Raw genomic sequence first — 19,265 nt, 5'->3', positions numbered from 1 at the left:
ATTAGCTTCCTACTTTTTACACCTCTTCTCTAGCTCCCTGATTATCTTCTCGGCGTCCTCCCTGGGTATCGGTTTTCGGGCGTTAGCTATTGTTCCTACGAGGTATGCTTGCCAACGATCCTTCTTCTCTATGAAGGACAAGCTGCGCACCAGTTCTTTGAGCTCCGGTGCCTCTGGACCCGTACACTCTATGAGCGGCTCCACATCTACTCGGTAAGGGTAGAGGACCCTGTTTTCCCGCTCCTCGTCGGGCCATAGAAGGGTGTCTTCTCTCCTCCACTCACTCTTGACCCGATAGGCCGCCGCTATTCTTCCTCCGAGGCTCTTCGAGCCGCGCTTCGCGACATAAACCAGGATAATGTCCCCGGGCTTTATGAGGCGAGTTGCCGTCTCTCCTCTTGTGGCAGGTACCCCGTAGACGCGGTGAGACCTTATGGTGTGATAGTTCTCCTCAGTAACCACAACAAGCCAATAATCAGACATGGATTTCCCCATTCTCTAATTAACGGAAATGCATCCAAAAATAAAGATTTAGTAAATGTGTTGGCGCAGGGGGCGAGAATCGATAATAGCATATGATCTCTTTTTAATATCTAGGCTATATGGCTATTTGGCGATATTGTTTATATTGTATTACATGTGTAATTTATTAGCAAGGATTACATAGCTATGGTTACGCTAACAAACAATAAAGAATTTAATGACTTGGACAAGTTCAGGGAAATTTTCAGTATGAATGTAGAACATGTGATCTTCAGTAAGATCACCGATATTATCAATAAAGGGAAAAGATTAAATGGAATTCTTCTTGCCGGCCCCCGTTCGGTAGGTAAATCATACGTTATGAGTGACTTGGCATCAACTCTTCTCTTGCGTAATCGTAGCATAATTGACTGTATACAAGAAAAGCGTAGATATAAGAAATGTGATAATAGGGATATTATTAAAATTATTAATCTTATAAAAGAACATAATATTATACCTATATCATTAGATTGTGCAATTAATAATAATTTATCTCTAGATAAAATTAATGAATATTTACATGTATTTTCAAATTATTATATTAATGATAACAAATTTACAATACTGCTTCTGATAGATAACGTTCATTACTGTTATGAAAATGTCCGCAAAATTATTTATTCAAAACTTTTAGGCAACGCCGTAGTTATTGCTGCAAGCCCTACTGCATATTTGCCACGTAGCCTTAAGAATAGAGGATTAGAGGTAGTGAGACTTTATCCGCTGAGGTTTGGAGAAATAGGTTTAAGGATTATTAAATCGATTTGTCCTAAAATTAAGAGATTACATCCTCTTAAAGGTACTGAAAGGCGTAAGATTATCGAAGATACACAAGTACTGTTTAATCACCTAAGCTATCTCGGTACTAAACTTTATGAAAAGGCTAAATACATGCCTTACATTAGGTTGTTGTTTGCTCTTTATGCAGTCTTTGGTGGCACTATCTTTGGATTTGAAATAATTAAAGACATCTTTAATCAAAATAAATATAAAGATTTTTGTAAAAATAAGAAAAGTATCAATAATAAAATAGGACGATATATAAAACAATATATAAGTGCACTTAAAAGAACCTATGATTCTATAGTTAATGATGCAATTAGAGTAGAGAACATCGATAAGAACTATCAGCCGTACGTTGAAGCCTCTTTTCAAGTCTTGGCAGCATCTATATTCAGCAAAAAAGCTAATATAACATTCTCTGGAGAGGATTTAAAAAGAAAAGCAATAGAGCTCGGTGACGATATCGCTTTAAGTCCTTTATCGCATCATAACGCGCGAAGTGTTGTAGAGAGTGTACTTAAGTATTTAAGAGAAGCTGACATCTTGTTCCAAGTTACAGCATATAGGCCACCTATTGAAGAGTCTAGTGTTGAAAAGAGATCTGACGGCAAAAAGAAAGACAACGAACAGAAGAAAAAGAAGCAAACACCTAAATCGCGTAAGCATAAGTTTGTTTACAGTGATCCTCGATACCTATATTCAGCTTATTATGGCTATTTATTATACAATCCGTTGGATAGTACAACTGATCCATCATCTATTCTTAAGGATGTTTTAGAGGAAGTTATACAAGAAATAGCGTGCGAAAGAGATGGAGATAATAAATTTGTAACCAGAGGTATTGTAGGCACATTACTAGAGATGATAACTTTACAAAATATAATGCTCAACTTATATGCTATACGAGCTTCAGCCGACAAGCCTATAGGGGCACAGCCAGCAAGCTACGGTCTCTATACATATCGATTAGAACAAAACGATAAAATAGATAAAAATCAGGAAAACGAAAAATGTAATCAATTTGAAATAGATGCACTTATAGTTAAAGCTACTAAGAAAGGGGTCAGACCTATTTATGGTATAGAGATTTCAAGAAGCCCAAAGAAATGCGATGAACTTAAATGCCAAACATCCTTTATTAAGGATAATGAAGAGGAAAGCATAAAGACGTTATTATTTAACATATATCTTGTTAATCGACATAGCAAGACTAGTTATATTTGGTCAGAGAAGTGTAATGACGTAGACATAATTTATGCGCCTATAGAATTATTTCTCATAGCGACGCACTAGATAAATTAGAACTCTCTCATACTCTGGCGAGGCTCTTAAAGCTTGCTGTGCTCAAAAGACATTTAAAGCCTTATATAAGAAGAATTTTGTTTGCTATTTGGATATTGTTTACAAGGAGGTTCTATATATCTTGAACAAGAACACCCGACTAATTATACTGAAGAAACTTATTACAAGGTTAGAAAACGAACTTAGTTGGGAAAAGAAGGTTAACGATAGCACAGAGCTGATTAGAAGAGATCGTAATTGTAGATAGCTATAATGGTTAATTAAGTTGGTTAATATTGTTACTTGCCTAGGGTTAGTTCTATTTCTAGGTCTTTCTTCTCCTCGAAGCGCATTGTTACTGTTACCTGTGTGCCTAGTTTTTGTTCGAGGACTTGTTTGAGCTCTGCTATTAGTTCTTCTGCGCTCCACTGCTTAGATGAGGCTATGCTCCTCACCAGGTTGTCGAGGGCGTTGTATTCTAGGGACTTGTTGTCCGCTGTCCATTCTACGCATATGTCGCTCACAGTTGTGTTGTCTTTTATCCTGCAGTGCCAGGGGACGTGGCGTATGCAGGCGCGGATCCTGGGCCGGTAGCCCTGGGTGTTGACGCGTACTATTAGCTCGTCGCCCAACTCGTCCACCAGGTGCCTCCCTTTCCTAGGCTTTTGCTATGGGGCAAAAATTGCTAACACGGGCATGGATGGGTATTGGTTCTCCTGCTGGTCTTGGTTTCTTTGCCGTAGTGTTAGGGGGTTGCTCGGAGCCAGGGTACTCGCTTGAAGTCTTCGTCGAAGGTTAGGATGGTGTCTATGCCGTAGTGCTTGCACGTTAGGGCTATGATTGCGTCTCTTGGCGATAGCCTGTACTTGTCCATGGTGCTGATTATTTGGCTTGGCTGGGTCTCGGCGTCCGTCACCACCCTTACATACAATTCTTCTAGCAGTGAGGAGAACTTGGCTAGGCTCTCCTTGGCGAACGCTACCCCTTTGTCTCTAATGAGCCTTCTTAGATCGTATGCCCTCTTAACCCCGTACTTGTTCATCGCCTCCCTTCTTATAATGAAGTGAAGCACCTCGTCTACGACGCCGATACTGGTCGCCAGCAAGGGGTGTTTCTCTAATAGGTCCTCGGCCTCAGAAGCGCGGGCACCCTCGTAGAGGAGCTGGATAAACACATTGGAGTCTACGAAGACGTATCCGTTCATAGGGGTTCCCACTCTGCTTCGGCGAGTAGTTCCTCTATCTCCTCCTCTGAGGCCTTGCCCAGTATGCCCCGGTACTTCCTCAGAATCCTCTTCCTCTTCTCACCGATGGGGATGAGTACTGCAATCACCTCCTCGCCTTCCCGGAGATCAATGGGCTCCAGGGGCTTGAGCACGCCTTTCTCGTATCTCACCCTCACAGCTTTAGACACTCTTTGCACCCATAGTAGAACATGGCTCTACGAGCCAATTAGGATTGCTACCCTCAACAGTGATCAGTGTTACCGAGTGGTTAGAGACGAGGAGGAAGAGGGAGAGCACGAGCATGTTCCTTGGGGATAAAAACACTGGGTTGGGGGTTAGGGTGGGGTTGTGTACCCGTATAGTGGTATTCCGTAGATCTTCCAGGGCTGTACTGCGAGGGCTATCGTGATTAGTGCTGCTATGAGCGCCGCGTATACCCTGTAGTCGTCCCTTATCGCTGGAGTTTCTTGGCTCGGCTTCTGTACTAGCTGGTAGAGCATGTAGCCGTAGTAGTAGGCTGCTATCGCGAAGTTTAGTAGCATTAGGAAGGCTAGCCAGGCGCTTGCAGATGCTGCTGCTACTAGTAGGTATAGCTTGCTCCAGAACCCGAGGGTGAAGGGCAGCCCCATTAGGTTCATAAGTGCTATCGTCATCGCTATTGCTGCTGCTGGGCTGCGGTGGGCTAGTCCGCGTAGCCTCTCCCACTTGCAGGGCTCGTCTCCGCAGGCCGCGTCAAGCACCTGGAAGCTTGCTAGCTTGGAGAACGCGTAGGCGACTGTGTGCAGCGCTATGCCCGCGAGCGCTGCCTTGGTGTTGATCCCTGCGAGCGAGGCTAGCGTCGCGAAGCCGACAACTATGTAGCCTGCCTGGCCCACGCTGCTGTAGGCGAGCGCCTTCTGCGGAGAGTCCTTGACCGCGGCTGCGCCTCCGAGGTTGCCGTAGAACATTGTGAGTACTGCGAGCAGTGCCGCCACCCAGAACAGGGTCTGGGGTGCTCCCTGCGCGAAGGGCGTCAAGAGCTTGATGACGAGCAGTGCTACTATGAGCTTCGCCAGCGCCGAGGCCGCTGCCACTGCTACTGGGCGGGCGTTGCCGTAGACGTCTACTGCCCACGCGTGGAACGGGACGACCCCCATCTTGAACCCGGCGGCGATTATTGCCAATGCCACCACTGGCACCGTGAATACGGCTTCTGTCTGGAGGAGGCCGGGCGCCATGTAGACGTCTCCGTGCACTATGTAGTAGAGCACGACGCCGAGCAGCAACAGTATCGTCGCCACGGAGCCCGTTACGCCGTACTTTATAGCCGTCTCTGCCGAGATACCGTTCTTCCTCATAGCTATAAGTATGTACGCCGAGACAGCGGCCATGATCCAAGCGGTGTACGCCAGGTACACTGTCCGGGCGAACCCTATAGCTACCAGGCCCAGCGCTATCAGCGAGAGGACCGCGTAGAACGCGTCACCCGCGTCCCAAGACTCGGTCACGCTGTGCGCGCCCAGCCCGGCCAGCAGGAAGACAGTGACAGCCATGGTTACTAGGAACAAGGAGTACTTGTCAAAGACGACTGCGCCGCTGAATACAGTCACGTATGGCTCTGAGCCCATCGCGGCCGCGATGTAGAGTAGTGTGAACAGTGTTAGCAGCGAGGAGGCGTAGAACGCCGCCTTGGCGAACCTCTTCCCGAACAAGGGGGCGGCTAGCGCCGAGAACCCGTAGGACGCTACTGCTACGAGTATTCCAGCCTCATACACCGAGACCATGAGCCATCACCCTTCCCTATTCAACTCCTCTAGGCCTCTCACCCGGCTAAAACAATCACGAAGGCAGAGATCAGGGCAGCGAGAAGTATACCCGCGAAGAAGTACGCCAGGTATCGCTGCAGGTCACCGCTCTGCAGCCCCCGTATCCGCTGCCCGAGCCCGGTGCTCGCAGCAGGCGTCGAGACGTGGAGGAGCATGTCGTAGCCCTTCTCGACGCCGTCGCGGAGCCACTCGGCGAACCTAGCGCCAGGATACACTATCAGCCTATATATCACCGAGTTCACGTACCAGCGGTCATAGAGGAAGTTGTATAGTACCTGCAGAGACTTGCTCCTCCTAACCCACTCCATCGGCCTCACGCCGGCAAAGTACAGTGCAACAGTGGAGGCGCCCAGCACGGCGGCAATGGTTCCCGGCAACACGTCCCCAACGGTTAGGTGAGGCGCCTCGGCCCCGACGGCCTCCGCTATGTGGTGCTCAACCCACGGCCAGACGAGGCCCAGGCCGAGGGCGGTTAGGCCTAGTACTAGGTAGGGGCCGAGCATCAGGGGGTGCGCCTCGTGGAGGTGCTCGTGCTTCCGAGTGGCGGGCGCGTGGAACACGTAGTATATCATCCTCATCGTGTAGGCGCCGGTCAGCACAGCGGTTACCAGGGCGCCGAAGGCAAGCCACCAGCTATACTCGCCCATAGCGTGCACGGCTAGGTCCTTGCTCCACCACCCTGAGAAGGGCGGTATCGCTGCCAGGCTTAGGCCAGCTAGCAGCGTCGCCAGATAGGTCCACGGCATGTACTTCCTCAAATCACCCATGTCGTCTATGAACCTGCTGTGCACTGCGTGGATTATCGCGCCGGCAGCGAGGAACAGCGCCGCCTTGAACACTGCGTGCGAGACCAGGTGGGAGAAGCCACCCAGGTCGCCGAGCGCAGCCTCGTCCACAGCTGTGGCGGCGAAGACCGCGCCAAGCATGTATGATAGCTGGCTAGCAGTCGAGTAGGCAAGTATCAGCTTCAGCTCCCTGGCCACGATCGCCATAGTGGCAGTGGCGAACGCTGTTAGGAGGGCTAGCCACGCGAGAGCCTTCATAGTGATGACCCCGGTCGCGAGCGGTGCGAACAACCCGACAGCCAGTATCGGGGCGAAGCGGAGGGCATAGAACACGCCAGCCTTAACCATCGTCGCAGCGTGTATGAGCGCCGAGACCGAGGTCGGGCCGGTCATCGCCGTGACGAGCCACTCGTGGAACGGGAACTGGGCACTCTTCGCCAACGCGCCCATGAAGAACAGTAGTAGCCAGTAGGCTGCTAGGCCTCGCAGCGTCAGGTCGGCGAACAAGGTGTAGATGTTGTCCCTCAGCACGGCTATGCTCGTGGAGCCGGTGACGGCGTAGACCATTCCGAAGCCGATAAGCATGCCGATGTCGCCGAGCCTCGTAAACACTATGGCCCTCAGCCCGCTGTGGCTCGGAGTAAACCACATCGGGACCTTCCAAGCCTTCCTGCCGGGATCGCCTACCCAGAACTCTTCGCGGTCATCGTAGTAGAAGCCTATCAGCGCCCAGCTCGAGAGACCAGTACCCTCCCAGCCAATGAACATGGTTATCATGTCGCCGGCGTAGACGAGCAGCAACATGCTCGCGACGAAGAAGGTGTAGAAGAACCAGTAGCGCGGCGCACCCCACTCCCCGATGTACTCGACGCTATAGATTCCTATGAGGAGGCTGAGGGTAGCAACCACCACGCCCATTATCGTTGCGAGCTTGTCGCCTAGCAGCGAGAAGTTGACACCGAGGCTCCTGACCCAGTGATAAGTCAGCTCGCCCTCGGGCGAGGCGAGCGCCATCCACGCAAATATCGTTGAGAGCACTAGGCCCGATACACTGGTCCACGCAACCGTCTTCCACTTGGCGTGGAGAGCGCCTAGCAGTAGAGCTATGACTGAGAACACGTAGCTTGTCAGTACGCTCCACAGAGCCCACGTAGCCGCGTCCATCAAGCCATCACCTCAGAGCATATGTGCTTCCAAGACCCTGCGCCAAGGGGTCGGCGAGCCAACCCATGAATATGAAGAAAACTATTGCCAGTACGAGGAGCACGAGGAGAGACGCTATGAGCCCCCTAGCAGGCTTCTCCGAGGCATCGTCGTACAAGGGGCCCGGGGGCCCGTAGAATACCCTCTTGAACGTCGTGAAGCTATAGATAACGGTGAGAGTCATAGCGGCCATCACTAGTATTGTTAGGCAGACGAAGCTCCAGAGACCATAGCTCATAGCCCACTTCGAGAACCCGAAGACGAGGTAGACCTCGCTCCACATACCCATGGTTGGCGGGAGCCCCGATATCAGCATGAAGCCTGTGAGCGCCAATGCGCCGGTATAGGGCATCTTTCCCAGCAAGCCACCCATCTTCTTCAAGTCCCTGGTGCCGAGGGCTACTATGAAGACGCCCGCGACGCCGAAGAGGATCGCCTTGCCGAGCGCATGGGTAAGGTAGTGGAGTATCGCGCCCGCCTCGCCCTCAGTGTTGGCGATGCTGAGGCCAAGCATCAGGTACCCCATCTGCGATATACTGCTGTAGGCGAACAGCCTCTTGATATCCCGCTGCGCCAGCACCAGGAAGCCGCCGTAGAGCATCGTTGCAACCGCCCAGAGGAAGAGGAAGGGCGTCGCCGCACGCCAGAGGTCGGGGAAGAACCCTATTCCCGCCCTCAGCAACACGTAGCCGCCTATACCGATGAGCAGTGGGGACAAGAGAGCCGATATCGGTGTCGGCGCCTCGGCGTGCGCGTAGGGAAGCCATAGGTGTAGCCCACCCATAGCCATCTTGACGCTAGCACCTATCAGCACTAGGAGGAACGCTGCCCAGCTATGGCTCACGCCCACCACGTAGCCGTGGCCAGGCACGTAGAAGTCGAAGACGTTTGCGACGAATAGCCCGATGACGAACAATACTGCTCCAACATGGGTCCAGATGAGGTAGATTAGGCCTACGCGGAACCTATCACCATAGCCGTAGAGTACTATTAGGAGGGCGCTGGGTATCAGCGTCAGCTCCAGGAACAGGTAGAACAGTATAGCGTTGCTGGCGAGGACCGAGCCAAGCATGCCGGCTGTGAACAACTGGTAGAGGAAGAAGTAGGTGGAGAAGCTCCCCGAGCCCATCTCCTCGAACCGGTGCTCCATGTACGGCGCCGAGTAGGCTGCGACAATGAGGCTTACCAGCGCCACGCTCAGAGCCATTATGGCCGACACGGGGTCCATGAAGAGCCCTAGGGTCCCGAAGCTACCAGTATCAACATACCAGGGGTCAATAGCCACGACTTTTTCTCCGAGAACCTTGTGGAGCACCGGTAGCAGCAGTGCCAGGGTAACGGCCCAGGAGCCAGCAGCGACCGAGGTGTGGAACGCCTTGGAGCCTCTGCGGGCAGAGGCATTTACCAGGCCAGCCGCTATGGGTGTGAGGACCGAGGCCCAGAGTATAGGTGATCCGAGAACGTATTCCTGCACCACTGCTCACCCCTTCGCCTCACGAAGATCCCTCACGGCGAGAGTCTTCCTCGTGCGATAAATCAGGACAACTATCGCGAGGAGGATAGCCATCTCGACAATGGTTAGGGCGATAACTGTTAGCAGGACGGAGTAGAAGCCGCTGCTGCCGGCAGAAGGCGATACCGCGCCAATATATATCGCGATGAGGACTATCGTGTTGAACAAGAGCTCTGCCGACACGAGGAGCCTTAGGAGGCTCCGGGCGGTTAGGAGCCCATAGAGCCCCGCGGAGCCTGTGATAACAGCCGCGGTGTAAACTAGTGCAGCCAGTATCTCACCGTTCAAGACCCTACTCCTCTCCTCCAAGCTGTTAAAGCATGGATTATATGAGGGCTTAAAGGGATAGCCCCAGGCATAACTTCAAAAAATTGTGCGCCACTTTAACACCCCTCTAGGCCTGGCTCTTGCGCGCAATAGACACTGCCTCTATCAGTACGGCCGCAATGGTGACGAGTATCAGTATTGTGCAGAGCCAGCAATCAGTGAAGAACCTAGCGGCATCCGCTAGCCCATACTTGGTCTTCACTATCTCGCTGCTCGGCACCGGGTGTCTGGAAGCATAGAACAGTATAGGTGCGCCGAGCGCCGCGGCAGTGATTATAGACAGTAAGAGCAGGTCGGGCTTCCTAGGCGCCTCTTCGTATAGGTCGCCGAGCATCATAACTATAAACGCTAGCAGCGTGATCGTCGTACCAGCGTAGACTACAACGTAGAATGCCGCCAGATACGAGTACCCCATGAGGGCCATGAGCCCCGCCACCGAGAGGGCGGCAATGCCCAGCATGAATACTGCCTTCATAGTCCTCTTTGCCACAACAGTGCCTATGGCGGATAGCGCTAGAACGGTTAAAGAGCCAACAATAGCCGAGTCGACGAGGAGATTACTCGACAGGTTCATATCTCAGACCCACCTCCTCATCAACGCGTGCTACGACGAGCTTTCTCTTCCTCTTAGCGTGCTCCTCCAAAAGCTTCTGCGAGATAAGATGCCACTCGACAGGGTCGAAGTCCATGCTCTCAACTGTCTCGAATACCTCGTCGTGTACCGGGCTCACACTCAGCGCGTCTGTCGGGCAGATGTCTGTGCAGAGGCCGCAGTGGATACAGCGTCCAGCGTCGTAGCCGGGCCTTATCCTCTTGTCGCCGGGGACACGGTACATGTGGATAGCCCTGGGCGGGCATATCTGGGCGCAGAGGCTACAGCCTATGCACTTATCGTAGTTGAATACTATGAATCCCCTGAAGTACTCCGGCCTCTTCTCCTCCACGTCGGGATACATGAGCGTCATTGGGCGCTTCGACAACCACTTCAGGCCAGTGGCTATTGCCTCGAGGTGTGCTAGGACGGGGTTTATGCGGGGCCTATGATCATCGCCCCTATCCTCGTTTCTTTTCCTCTTGTCCTCCTCGCTCGCCATGCAGGGAGCACCTCCTTGCACAGGGTTATGCGTAGATCACGTGGGCTATGACGGCTATTATGAGCGACGCGAAGCCTAGTGGGAAAAGCTTGGCCCAGAACAAGTTCATCGCATGGTCTAGCCTCATCCTGCCATAGACTGTTCTGAGGAACACCGAGAACAGCATGACTAGCAGAGACTTGACGTAGACGGATATGCTTCCCCAGAGCGGGGAGCTGAAGGGCGCCCAGCCGCCTAGGAAGAGCAGCGTGAAGGCGAAGCTCAGCGCGTAGAGCTTCACGTAGTCAATAGACATTGTCAAGGCGTAGAGGACGCCGCTGTACTCCGTGTAGGGTCCCTGCACTATCTCCTGCTCACCCAACACTATGTCGAAGGGCAGCCTGTCCGTCAGCAACAGCATTGCTAGGAAGAAGAGCAGTGCAGCCAACGGGTTAGAGATAAGGCCTATCACGCCGGTCTCCGCCTGCTTCTCAACAGCCTTCACGAAGTCAAGGGTACCATACATGGCGGCAGCTGATAGCATTGCTATGCCGAGGGTCAGCTCGCCCGAAATAGTTAGCAGTGCCTCACGCCCAGCACCTATCATCGAGAACTTGTTGGACGAGGCCCAGCCCATCAATATAACCGTTATAGGGGCCAGCGTGAGCAATGCGTAGAGAATGATTATGCTGAACTCGCTGTGGAAACCATAGATGCCCGGCCCGCCGGGAAGCACAGTGAAGGGTAGCACCAGGAAGGTGAAGGCCAGTATAGGGCCTAGCACGAACATAGTCCTATCGGTCTCAACGTGGATAATTATCTCTTGGAGCGCGAACCTAGTACCATCAGCTATTAGCTGGAGGGCGCCGCGGAGCCTCGGGGAAACATAGTAGGGGCCGACGCGCTGCTGCACCCTTGCAGCCATCTTTCTCTCAGCCCATAGCAGGAAGAGCACTGTGCCAAGAACGGCCACTAGGCCGGGATAGACCAGGGGTCCAAGGATTCCTCTGAGGAGCCAAACCGGTACGTGGAGAATATGAGCGGTCTCCTCTAACACCATGCGGAACACACCTCCACATCCGAAGGTTATCTATCTGCCTCGGGCGGGAAGTAGTCCATGCTACCATAGATCGCGGGTAGGTCCATCAACGTGTGGCCGGGCGGCAGGATGGAGAACATTATGGCGTTCCTAGCGCTCGGCGTGACTATTCTCAGCCGGTAGGGCATCATCCCGCCATCGCTTACAAGGTAGTACGTGACCTCTCCGTGGCCCATCTCGCCCCTCGTGAATACTTCTCCCCTCTTGGGGCGCAGCCTCACGTAGCCGCCCGGGAGCTTCACCCTGCCCTTCTCGAACCACTTCTTCATGGCCGGCGGAACCATTTTCGCATACCTCTCGTGGAATATTGGTCCCTCGGGTAGCTGCTTCAGCGCCTGCTCTATGAGGTCTAGGCTCATCTCTATCTCGCGCAGCCTAACCCACACCCTCTCCAAGCCGTCCCCGTACTTGCCGACAACTGGCTCGAAGTCGAGCTCGCTGTAGGCGGCGTATCCTAGGAGGCGGGCATCGTACCTCACGCCACTTGCTCTGAGATTAGGCCCGGTGATACCGTAGGCTATCGCCTTGTCCCTTGGCAGTACTCCTACGTTCTCGAGACGGCTCCTTATGACCGGGTTGTTGAAGAACACCTTGTCGTAGTCCTTGAGCTTCCTCAGCATATACTTCTTGGCTTTCTCGAACTCGTCGCGGAAGCCCTGGGGCAGGTCCCTCCTAACGCCGCCGAAGATGTTGTAGGTGTGGGTTAGCCTGGACCCGGTTAGCAGTGAGGCTAGGTGGACGAAGACTTCGCGGTCGCCGAACCCCCACATGAACATGGTCGAGTGGTTTAGGAAGATGCCGCCAATGCCTAGGCCGTAGAGGTGGCTCGAGATACGGTTTATCTCGCAGAGGATTGTGCGCAGATACTTCGCCCTCGGCGGAGCCTCTACTCCTAGGAGCTTCTCGACGGCCTCTACGAAGGGTAGCGTAATGTTACACGAGTCAATAATAGTCATTCGCTCCACGAGGCTAATAACCCTAACATATTCACGTATCTCGGATAGCTTCTCCATTGTTCGGTGAACGTAGCCTATGTCAGGGTCAACGCGGACAATAATGTCGCCATCAAGGTAGACTATGAGCCTCATGTGGCCGGAAGCAGGGTGCTGGGGACCGATGAACAGCTCTACGACGCGATAACCATCCTTCTGGCCGAGCTCGTGGCCAACCATACCGGGCAGCTCAATCTTGGACAAAGAGCTTTCACCTATGTTAATATAGGGATGGGCGCTACTATGCTGGAGCCCCTAATACCCGTTATCCTTCCACGCAAAGGCATCCTTAATAAGGATAGGCCGGGGCAGAAACAAACCGGGTAGTCACCCACTGTAATAAGCGCGTGTTTAAAACGTTTAAAGCGGAGGCGCGTCCCGATTTGAGCACAACCGCTTCTCCGGAAGAAGCGCTCCAGGGCATAGCCTCTTCTAAGCAGGCGAGGGAGAACTTCCAAGCATTCATAGTCCCCGCTGAGAAGATACGCGAAGCCGCTAGGAAGCTAAGAGAGCTCGGCTACGACTACCTCTTATCAATAAGCGCAGTAGATCTCCCCAAGGAGAAGAGAATCAAGCTCGTGTACCACTTCACCCGCACAGACAACCCCTCAGACCAGGTAGCCCTCGAGACCTATGTCCCCCGCGACAAGCCCCAAATAGACACGATTACCGACCTCTACCCTGCCGCCCTGTTCCAGGAGAGAGAAGAATACGAAATGCTAGGCGTCTACTTCAAGGGCCACCCAGACCTACGCCACCTCCTGCTTCCACCCGACTGGCCGCCCGGCATCCACCCGCTGCGCAAAGACTTCCACGTCCACGAAGAGCCAATACACTCCTCCAAACCCTCTAAGCCCATCTGGGTGCTGAAGCCAGAGCTGAAGCCGAAGACCGGGCAAAGCCAGGGACAACAGGGCCAGGGGGCTGCGAAGAAACAGTAGCCTCAAGGGGGCCCTAGGGGAACCTAGGGCGCGGAAGAGCGGTGAGAAGGGCCTCGTCGCCCGGGGGCCTAAAAACTCGTAGGCGGGAACAAATGCCCCTAGTCTATGGGGATGCCTTTCGTCTTGAAGTAGAAGTTTGTCTCCTCTTTTAGCGGCTTCATGAGCTCCTCCACGAACTTCTTGTTCTTGACGTCGCGTGGCTTCCATTCTCCTCTCCTAACCTTTTTCTGTAGCTCCAGTATCGCTCGCAGCACTGCCTCCGGTGTCGGCGGGCACCCTGGTATGAAGTAGTCGACTGGGAGTATATCGGCTGGCCTCACGATGTTGTAGCTGTTGTAGAAGAGGCCTCCCGTTATAGCACAGGCGCCCATAGCTATGACGAACTTAGGCCAAGGCATCTGCTCCCAGACCATGCGCGCAGCGCGCGCCATCTTCCTGGTAAGCGTCCCCTCTATGAGTAGCAGGTTTGTGTTCCTCGGGTGAGTGAACGGAAGGCTCCCTAGGCGCTCACCGTCGTACTTCGGCGCATAGGTTGCGGCGAACTCGGCGCCACAGCAGCTGGTTGTGAGGTGGACGGGCCAGAGGCTGAAGCTTATAGCCCAGTCTATGAGGCTCTTGATCGGCTTCTTGTTGAGGAGCCACTTTGTGGCCTTCTCGGCTACTTCGTCCAGGTTGCCTATGAATATTAGGCCGCTGCGCGGACAAGCACTCATGGATACACCACTCTCCGGGTCTAACCCCCTTAGTCTAGGGACCATAGATCCTTACGCGAGGCGTACCTTAACGCGTAGAAGAGCGGGGGCACCACTATTATGCCTGCCACCGCGTTGAGCCCTATCCAAGTCCAGTCCCACTTACCGGCGACAACAGGAAGCGTGTAGAGCAGCATGAATATCGGGTCGAGCACGACGAAGGCCACGACGTAGCCGAGGTACTGGTATAGCACGGGTGGCCGAGGAGACCCCTTAGGCGGGTTAGCTGCCTCGTAGCGAGCCTTGACGAAGAACCTGTCCGGCCCCCGAGTCACCAGGGCCAGCACGTAGTACGCGAGCAGGAGCACCAGGGGCAATAATACCACGACGACGGCGATAGAGACTATGGCGTCATACAATGCCCGGCACACCCCTCATCCATGGAGCAACGCGGTAGTGGTCCCGGGGGGCTGCATCCCCCGTGTAGAAGCTATTCCGGGGCACACTAGTTGTTAAACCTAGCCCGGTTCGATGCGCTGGACAGCCTAAAACGTAGCAGGCGGGCTAAAAACAGAAGTCCCTCCTATAACCCCTTACTTGTATCCGGCGTAGAGCCTTGGCTGAAGAAATACGCGTACTCAACTACATCGTCCTAAAGGACCGCCTCTACACCAAGACAGATGAGTGGGTGAAGAGGGAAGACGGCATCGTAGTTGTGGGCATAACTGATTATGCTCAGAAGAAGCTGAGAGATATAGTCGGCGTCGAGCTCCCCGAGCCCGGCGCCAAGGTCAAGGCGGGAGACGCAGTGGCAAGCATAGAGTCGGTTAAAGCCGCTGCAGACGTCTATGCCCCCGTCTCCGGCGAAGTAGTAGAGGTCAATGAGAGGCTCTACGACGAGCCCGAGCTCCTAAACAAGGACCCCTATGGAGAAGGATGGATGTTCAAGATAAGGATCAGCGACGAAAAAGAGTTGGAAAAACTGCTCACGCCCGAACAGTATGCCGAGAAGATCAAGAAGGAGGAGGAAGGACACTAAACCCCTAAAGCAGCACCAGGCATTTTACTCGTAACCTAACTATTATTTCAAAACTTACCGATTACCGCGAAACCCGATTAACAAGAATCGCAACCACACTATGCTAATGGTTTTGCCCCGTCAGCCGCCAGGCACATTCCCTTAGCTTTCTAGCTGATCCGTTGTTTCTACTGCTTCGCGCAGAAACGGGTCACAAAGTGCACCAAAACAGCGTCAGCATGGTTGTGGAGATCCATAAACGCCGCCAGCCTGGTCGCATAAATAAGCTGATATCATTGGTAAAACTTATGAGTTTAGCTAATATGTCTAACTACTGGGAAGAGATTTGGCCCTAACGGTTCGCGTCGGGAAGAAAGGCATCATAGTATTGCCTAAGGCTGTACGTGAAGCCTTGAACATAGTGGAGGGGTCTCTCCTCCAAGTAGAGGTCAGGGATGGTGAAGTAGTTCTCCGTCCCCTTGATCTGTGGGAGCGTGTATGGGGTTGCTGCAAGGGCTCAGCAGAGGAGGCCGAAAAGGAGCTAGACGAGGAGGAGTCTGAATGGCTGAAGAAGAGAAGCCTAGGAAAGTAGTTGTCGACACTTATGCCCTCCTATCAATGGCGTATGGAGAGCTCACTGAAAGAGCGTCAGATGTGCTTAAGGATATACGCAAAGGCATTGTTGAGGGCATTATACCTGTAACAGTAGCCTATGAATACACTATACATTGGTACCGTGGCAGAATCCCCGTGCTCAGGACACTAAGCGAGGTCGTAACATTCCTAACAGTCTACTTCCGCATCGAAATGCTTGGACTAATGGATTGGCTCCGGGCAGCCGAGATTAAGAGCCAAGGCGATAAGATGCTACAAAATGCTGAAGATCCGGGGCTAAGATCTCGGCGGCTAAGTATAGTAGACTCAACAATAGTGGCTCTGGCTCAGAGACTCAGGGCGCCTATCCTTACTGGCGACAAGGACTTGGCGTATGTAGCGAAAGCCCTTGGGCTCCAAGTTGTTTGGTAAATAAGCAAAAATATAGTGTCTTATCGAACATTGAAGTTATCTAGTTACTTGCTTTTCCTCTTGGGCAGGCCTAGCCTCATAGAGGTCTTTGGCTTGACTTTGCCGGTCTTCCTCCAGTCTCCCCTTATTTCGACGTTTTTACCCCTTCTCTTCTGCAGGTAGTTGAACGCTGAGAGTGCTGCCTTTGCGCCGTCGCCTGCCGAGATCACGGCCTGCTTGAATGGTATCTGCGTCACGTCCCCCGCCGCGAAGAGGCCTGGTGTCTTCGTTGCCTGGGTGGTACAGTCGACCATTATTTCGCCGTTCTCGTTCAAGTCTACTAGGTGCTTGACGAAGTCCGTCTTGGCCACATAGCCCAGTTCTACGAAGACGCCGTCTACCTCAAGGCGCTTTTCCTCACCAGTCTTCTTATCCCTCACTACCAGAGTTGTGACCCTCATCCCGTCGCCCTCTACCCTAACGGGCTCGTGGTTCTCAAGAATCTCGACCACTGGCGCTGCCTTAACCCTTGCAACTAGGTCTGGGTCGCCGAAGAGCCTTGTCGGAGTTACGTAGTAGACCTTCTTCGCTAGCCCTGCTAGGAGCGCAACAGCCTCCAACCCCTGGTCCCCGACACCGACCACTACTGTCCTCTTGCCAGCGTAGAGCGGCCCGTCACAGATAGTACAGTAGCTTATACCGCGCCCATCGTACTCGTCCTCACCCGGGATGCCCATTCGCTTGGGCAGCTTGCCTATTGCGAGAATAACTGTCTCAGCCTGGTATCTCTTGCCACGGTTGCTCTCGAGTAGAAACGTGCCGTCCTCCAGCCTGTCTATCTTGGTGATTACTTCGCCGTAGCGGAACTTCGCGCCAAACGTCCTAGCCTGCTTCTCAACGCGCTGAGCAAGATCAACACCCTTCACCGCCTCTATGCCGGGGTAGTTCTCGATAACAGTTGCCTGCATGAGCTGGCCGCCGAGGTCCGCGCTAATAACCAATACATCGACTCCCTGCCTGGCGAGGTAGAGTGCAGCGGTAAGGCCGGCCATACCCGCGCCAATAATTATTGCTTCATGCTTCTCCACTTCATCCGCCAAGCTGCTCTTCACCCCCGAATCTCATTGTCCTAAGCTATTACGCTATTATATTTTTACACATACGTTAACATTGCTAGTTTGAGCCGACGCGCCGAGAAAACCCGCCAAGACAGCGAGCCAGGCCCTGGTTTACCTTGAGCTTCTCCACGCCCTGGGCGCTATAGGGACAGGTATTCTTCTTCCATCGACCTCTGCAAAGGCTACCTCCACGCCGAACACTCTCTCCAAGACATCCCTGGCCAACACTTCTCCAGGACCTCCCTCATCCACTACCCTGCCTTTGTCCAAGAGCAGGATCCTAGTAGCATAGAGCGCCGCCAGAACCATGTCGTGTGTTGCAACTATGACTAGTCTGCCGCTCTTCGCGTACTCTCTCAGAACACTGTACACGAGCACACGTCCATACATGTCCTGGAAGCTCGTAGGCTCATCGACAACAAGTACCTCGGGGTCACGGATAAGCGCGTGAGCCAGCTGGGCTCTCTGCCTCTCACCACTACTAGTAGCGTAGAGGGGGCGAGAGGCGAGGCCGCCAATACCCAGCTTTCCGAGAAGCTTCTCCGCCTTCTCTAGGTCCTCTCTACTCGGGCCCAGGGCTAGCCCGCTCCTAGCCGGGTAGAGGCCTGCCGCGACGAACTCTGCGACGCTCTGGCCGAGCCCCGGGCTGGGCAGCGCCGGGGGAACATAAGCTATGTGTACTGCTCTGTCGCGGGAACTCATCTCGTAGACATCGGTGCCTCTGAGCAATACCCTCCCGCTCAGCGGCTTATGGAGCCCCGCTATTGTTCTTAGAAGCGTGGTCTTCCCTGCGCCGTTCGGGCCAAGCACTACTAGTAGCTCACCAGGCTCCGCCGAGAAGCTGACATCCCGGATGACGATGGTTTCGCCGTACCCGGCGCTGACGGAGACGAGGCGCATCAAGCTCATTGCTCCGCACCAGCACCGCTACGGATAACCATGTATGCGAGAAACGCGCCCCCCACAATGGTCGTCAAGAGGCCTCCAGGCACCTCGCCAGTACCAGCTGCAAGCGCTATTAGCCGAGAAGCCACGTCTGCCCCCAGACCTATCAACGCGCCTATGAGCAGGGTTGCTGGAATAGCTCTAGAGGGGTGGCCGCCCATGAGGAGCCGCGCAGCATTGGGAGCCATGAGGGCCACGAAGTACACTATCCCGGCAGCGTAGACCGATACCGCGCTCAGCAGGGCCGCCACCCCGGAGGCGGCGAGGCGCACAGCTCCAGGCCTATAGCCGAGGTCGGCGGCGATCTCGTCCCCGTAGGAGAGGGCATCCAGGCCACGCGCAAGCGCGAGCGAGGCCGCGAGCCCCAGGACGAGCCCCATAAACGACACCGTCACCGAGTCCCACGTCGCGTACGCGAAGGTGCCGAGAAGCATTAGTGCCGCACTGACACCGGCCAAGGCCTCGGCGAGCACCGTTAGGAGGCTAGAGGCCCCGGCAAGCATGCTGGCCACAGCTATGCCTGCCAGCACGAGCCCCGTCCTCGTAAACCCGGTGCGAGACGCTATGAGGATGCTCAGCCCGTAGGCAGCAAGGCCTCCAAGAAACCCAGAGGCAAGGGAGGCGCCAAGGGGAGGAGAACCACGGTAAACTATGACGACGAGCATCGAGGCCACGTAGGCGCCCTGTAGCACGCCGAGGATATCTGGGGAGGCCAGGGGGTTCGAGACGCTGTACTGGATTAGGAGCCCGGAGAGACCGAGAACAGAGCCCACGAGGACTGCTAGGAGGGTGCGGGCCAGCCTAAGCTCTAGCACGGTCCTAGCCAGCTCTCTTGGAGGCGAGAAGCCGAGAGGCCCGATCACGAGCCCGGCCAAGAGGAGGATGCCTAGGGAAAAAACCAGCACAGCCCATGCGATGCTCGTCCTCAAGGCTTT

General features: G+C 53.9%; 22 protein-coding genes. 5 read left to right on the top strand and 17 right to left on the bottom strand.

What is annotated here, in order from left to right; all coding sequences use genetic code 11:
* Window positions 1–9 precede the first annotated feature (9 nt).
* On the bottom strand, window positions 10–483 hold the full coding sequence (locus tag SBG41_RS03585) for an EVE domain-containing protein (protein ID WP_317896180.1): 474 nt from the start codon (window positions 481–483) through the stop codon (window positions 10–12).
* 186 nt (window positions 484–669) lie between these two features.
* Between SBG41_RS03585 and SBG41_RS03580 the strand changes: the two genes are divergently transcribed.
* Entirely contained in the window at window positions 670–2,601 is a 1,932-nt protein-coding gene (locus SBG41_RS03580) for a hypothetical protein (protein ID WP_317896179.1), read from the top strand.
* A 287-nt stretch (window positions 2,602–2,888) separates the two neighbouring features.
* Here SBG41_RS03580 and SBG41_RS03575 read toward each other — a convergent pair whose 3' ends face one another.
* From SBG41_RS03575 to SBG41_RS03525, 11 genes are all read right to left on the bottom strand, one after another.
* The gene (locus SBG41_RS03575) at window positions 2,889–3,230 is read right to left on the bottom strand and encodes a hypothetical protein (RefSeq protein WP_317896178.1); all 342 of its coding nucleotides are present in this window, start codon (window positions 3,228–3,230) and stop codon (window positions 2,889–2,891) included.
* A gap of 104 nt (window positions 3,231–3,334) precedes the next feature.
* Window positions 3,335–3,793, bottom strand: coding sequence for a PIN domain-containing protein (locus tag SBG41_RS03570; protein WP_317896177.1), 459 nt, complete (start codon window positions 3,791–3,793; stop codon window positions 3,335–3,337).
* Window positions 3,790–4,002, bottom strand: a complete 213-nt coding sequence (locus SBG41_RS03565; protein ID WP_317896176.1) for an antitoxin family protein — start codon at window positions 4,000–4,002, stop codon at window positions 3,790–3,792. The genes SBG41_RS03570 and SBG41_RS03565 overlap by 4 nt, the downstream gene beginning before the upstream one ends.
* A gap of 147 nt (window positions 4,003–4,149) precedes the next feature.
* Complete coding sequence (locus SBG41_RS03560) at window positions 4,150–5,577, bottom strand: NADH-quinone oxidoreductase subunit N (protein WP_317896175.1); 1,428 nt, start codon at window positions 5,575–5,577, stop codon at window positions 4,150–4,152.
* Window positions 5,578–5,615: 38 nt separating this feature from the next.
* A complete protein-coding gene (locus SBG41_RS03555) occupies window positions 5,616–7,568 on the bottom strand; it encodes an NADH-quinone oxidoreductase subunit 5 family protein (protein ID WP_317896174.1) in 1,953 nt (650 codons plus the stop codon).
* A gap of 7 nt (window positions 7,569–7,575) precedes the next feature.
* Window positions 7,576–9,084: a complex I subunit 5 family protein gene (locus SBG41_RS03550; RefSeq protein WP_317896173.1), complete on the bottom strand. Its 1,509-nt coding sequence runs from the start codon at window positions 9,082–9,084 to the stop codon at window positions 7,576–7,578.
* Window positions 9,085–9,087: 3 nt separating this feature from the next.
* Window positions 9,088–9,408: an NADH-quinone oxidoreductase subunit NuoK gene (locus SBG41_RS03545; RefSeq protein ID WP_317896172.1), complete on the bottom strand. Its 321-nt coding sequence runs from the start codon at window positions 9,406–9,408 to the stop codon at window positions 9,088–9,090.
* 106 nt (window positions 9,409–9,514) lie between these two features.
* Window positions 9,515–10,021, bottom strand: coding sequence for an NADH-quinone oxidoreductase subunit J family protein (locus SBG41_RS03540; RefSeq protein ID WP_317896171.1), 507 nt, complete (start codon window positions 10,019–10,021; stop codon window positions 9,515–9,517).
* Complete coding sequence (locus SBG41_RS03535) at window positions 10,005–10,541, bottom strand: NADH-quinone oxidoreductase subunit I (RefSeq protein WP_317896170.1); 537 nt, start codon at window positions 10,539–10,541, stop codon at window positions 10,005–10,007. Before SBG41_RS03535 ends, SBG41_RS03540 begins: the two co-directional genes overlap by 17 nt.
* 25 nt (window positions 10,542–10,566) lie before the next feature.
* Entirely contained in the window at window positions 10,567–11,580 is a 1,014-nt protein-coding gene (gene nuoH / locus SBG41_RS03530) for an NADH-quinone oxidoreductase subunit NuoH (protein WP_317896169.1), read from the bottom strand.
* Window positions 11,581–11,606: 26 nt separating this feature from the next.
* Entirely contained in the window at window positions 11,607–12,815 is a 1,209-nt protein-coding gene (locus SBG41_RS03525; RefSeq protein ID WP_317896168.1) for an NADH-quinone oxidoreductase subunit D, read from the bottom strand.
* Between the two features lie 179 nt (window positions 12,816–12,994).
* Between SBG41_RS03525 and SBG41_RS03520 the strand changes: the two genes are divergently transcribed.
* On the top strand, window positions 12,995–13,552 hold the full coding sequence (locus tag SBG41_RS03520) for an NADH-quinone oxidoreductase subunit C (RefSeq protein WP_317896167.1): 558 nt from the start codon (window positions 12,995–12,997) through the stop codon (window positions 13,550–13,552).
* 98 nt (window positions 13,553–13,650) lie between these two features.
* On the opposite strand, the gene SBG41_RS03515 is transcribed toward SBG41_RS03520, so the two are convergent.
* Both SBG41_RS03515 and ndhC read right to left on the bottom strand, forming a co-directional pair.
* A complete protein-coding gene (locus tag SBG41_RS03515; RefSeq protein WP_317896166.1) occupies window positions 13,651–14,265 on the bottom strand; it encodes an NADH-quinone oxidoreductase subunit B in 615 nt (204 codons plus the stop codon).
* 29 nt (window positions 14,266–14,294) lie between these two features.
* Window positions 14,295–14,663 carry an NADH-quinone oxidoreductase subunit A gene (ndhC, locus tag SBG41_RS03510; RefSeq protein ID WP_317896165.1) on the bottom strand — a complete coding sequence of 123 codons (369 nt, stop codon included), beginning with the start codon at window positions 14,661–14,663 and terminating at the stop codon, window positions 14,295–14,297.
* Window positions 14,664–14,860: 197 nt separating this feature from the next.
* Here ndhC and gcvH point away from each other — a divergent pair, with 197 nt between their 5' ends.
* The 3 genes from gcvH (at window position 14,861) to SBG41_RS03495 (ending at window position 16,288) form a co-directional block, all read left to right on the top strand.
* On the top strand, window positions 14,861–15,283 hold the full coding sequence (gene gcvH / locus SBG41_RS03505; RefSeq protein ID WP_317896164.1) for a glycine cleavage system protein GcvH: 423 nt from the start codon (window positions 14,861–14,863) through the stop codon (window positions 15,281–15,283).
* A 325-nt stretch (window positions 15,284–15,608) separates the two neighbouring features.
* Window positions 15,609–15,854 (top strand): AbrB/MazE/SpoVT family DNA-binding domain-containing protein, encoded by a 246-nt coding sequence (locus tag SBG41_RS03500; RefSeq protein WP_317896163.1) that lies wholly within the window; start codon window positions 15,609–15,611, stop codon window positions 15,852–15,854.
* Window positions 15,824–16,288 carry a PIN domain-containing protein gene (locus SBG41_RS03495; protein ID WP_317896162.1) on the top strand — a complete coding sequence of 155 codons (465 nt, stop codon included), beginning with the start codon at window positions 15,824–15,826 and terminating at the stop codon, window positions 16,286–16,288. Before SBG41_RS03500 ends, SBG41_RS03495 begins: the two co-directional genes overlap by 31 nt.
* Window positions 16,289–16,332: 44 nt before the next feature.
* Here the strand turns inward: SBG41_RS03495 and SBG41_RS03490 are convergent, their stop codons facing one another.
* The 3 genes from SBG41_RS03490 to SBG41_RS03480 form a co-directional block, all read right to left on the bottom strand.
* Window positions 16,333–17,367: an NAD(P)/FAD-dependent oxidoreductase gene (locus SBG41_RS03490; protein WP_317896161.1), complete on the bottom strand. Its 1,035-nt coding sequence runs from the start codon at window positions 17,365–17,367 to the stop codon at window positions 16,333–16,335.
* 129 nt (window positions 17,368–17,496) lie between these two features.
* Entirely contained in the window at window positions 17,497–18,294 is a 798-nt protein-coding gene (locus tag SBG41_RS03485; RefSeq protein ID WP_317896160.1) for an ABC transporter ATP-binding protein, read from the bottom strand.
* On the bottom strand, window positions 18,291–19,259 hold the full coding sequence (locus SBG41_RS03480) for a FecCD family ABC transporter permease (protein WP_317896159.1): 969 nt from the start codon (window positions 19,257–19,259) through the stop codon (window positions 18,291–18,293). The genes SBG41_RS03485 and SBG41_RS03480 overlap by 4 nt, the downstream gene beginning before the upstream one ends.
* Window positions 19,260–19,265 lie beyond the last annotated feature (6 nt).

This window comes from Pyrofollis japonicus (assembly GCF_033097485.1).
Taxonomy (GTDB): Archaea; Thermoproteota; Thermoprotei_A; order Sulfolobales; family Pyrodictiaceae; genus Pyrofollis; species Pyrofollis japonicus.
This window is presented reverse-complemented; position numbering and strand designations above follow the sequence as displayed.

What these genes read in the sequence shown, in the direction of transcription:
- SBG41_RS03585 (WP_317896180.1), bottom strand. Translation starts at nt 483, where the DNA reads ATGTCTGATTATTGGCTTGTTGTGGTTACTGAGGAGAACTATCACACC.
- SBG41_RS03580 (WP_317896179.1), top strand. Translation starts at nt 670, where the DNA reads ATGGTTACGCTAACAAACAATAAAGAATTTAATGACTTGGACAAGTTC.
- SBG41_RS03570 (WP_317896177.1), bottom strand. Translation starts at nt 3,793, where the DNA reads ATGAACGGATACGTCTTCGTAGACTCCAATGTGTTTATCCAGCTCCTC.
- SBG41_RS03560 (WP_317896175.1), bottom strand. Translation starts at nt 5,577, where the DNA reads ATGGTCTCGGTGTATGAGGCTGGAATACTCGTAGCAGTAGCGTCCTAC.
- SBG41_RS03555 (WP_317896174.1), bottom strand. Translation starts at nt 7,568, where the DNA reads ATGGACGCGGCTACGTGGGCTCTGTGGAGCGTACTGACAAGCTACGTG.
- SBG41_RS03540 (WP_317896171.1), bottom strand. Translation starts at nt 10,021, where the DNA reads ATGAACCTGTCGAGTAATCTCCTCGTCGACTCGGCTATTGTTGGCTCT.
- SBG41_RS03535 (WP_317896170.1), bottom strand. Translation starts at nt 10,541, where the DNA reads ATGGCGAGCGAGGAGGACAAGAGGAAAAGAAACGAGGATAGGGGCGAT.
- nuoH (WP_317896169.1), bottom strand. Translation starts at nt 11,580, where the DNA reads ATGGTGTTAGAGGAGACCGCTCATATTCTCCACGTACCGGTTTGGCTC.
- SBG41_RS03515 (WP_317896166.1), bottom strand. Translation starts at nt 14,265, where the DNA reads ATGAGTGCTTGTCCGCGCAGCGGCCTAATATTCATAGGCAACCTGGAC.
- SBG41_RS03495 (WP_317896162.1), top strand. Translation starts at nt 15,824, where the DNA reads ATGGCTGAAGAAGAGAAGCCTAGGAAAGTAGTTGTCGACACTTATGCC.
- SBG41_RS03485 (WP_317896160.1), bottom strand. Translation starts at nt 18,294, where the DNA reads ATGAGCTTGATGCGCCTCGTCTCCGTCAGCGCCGGGTACGGCGAAACC.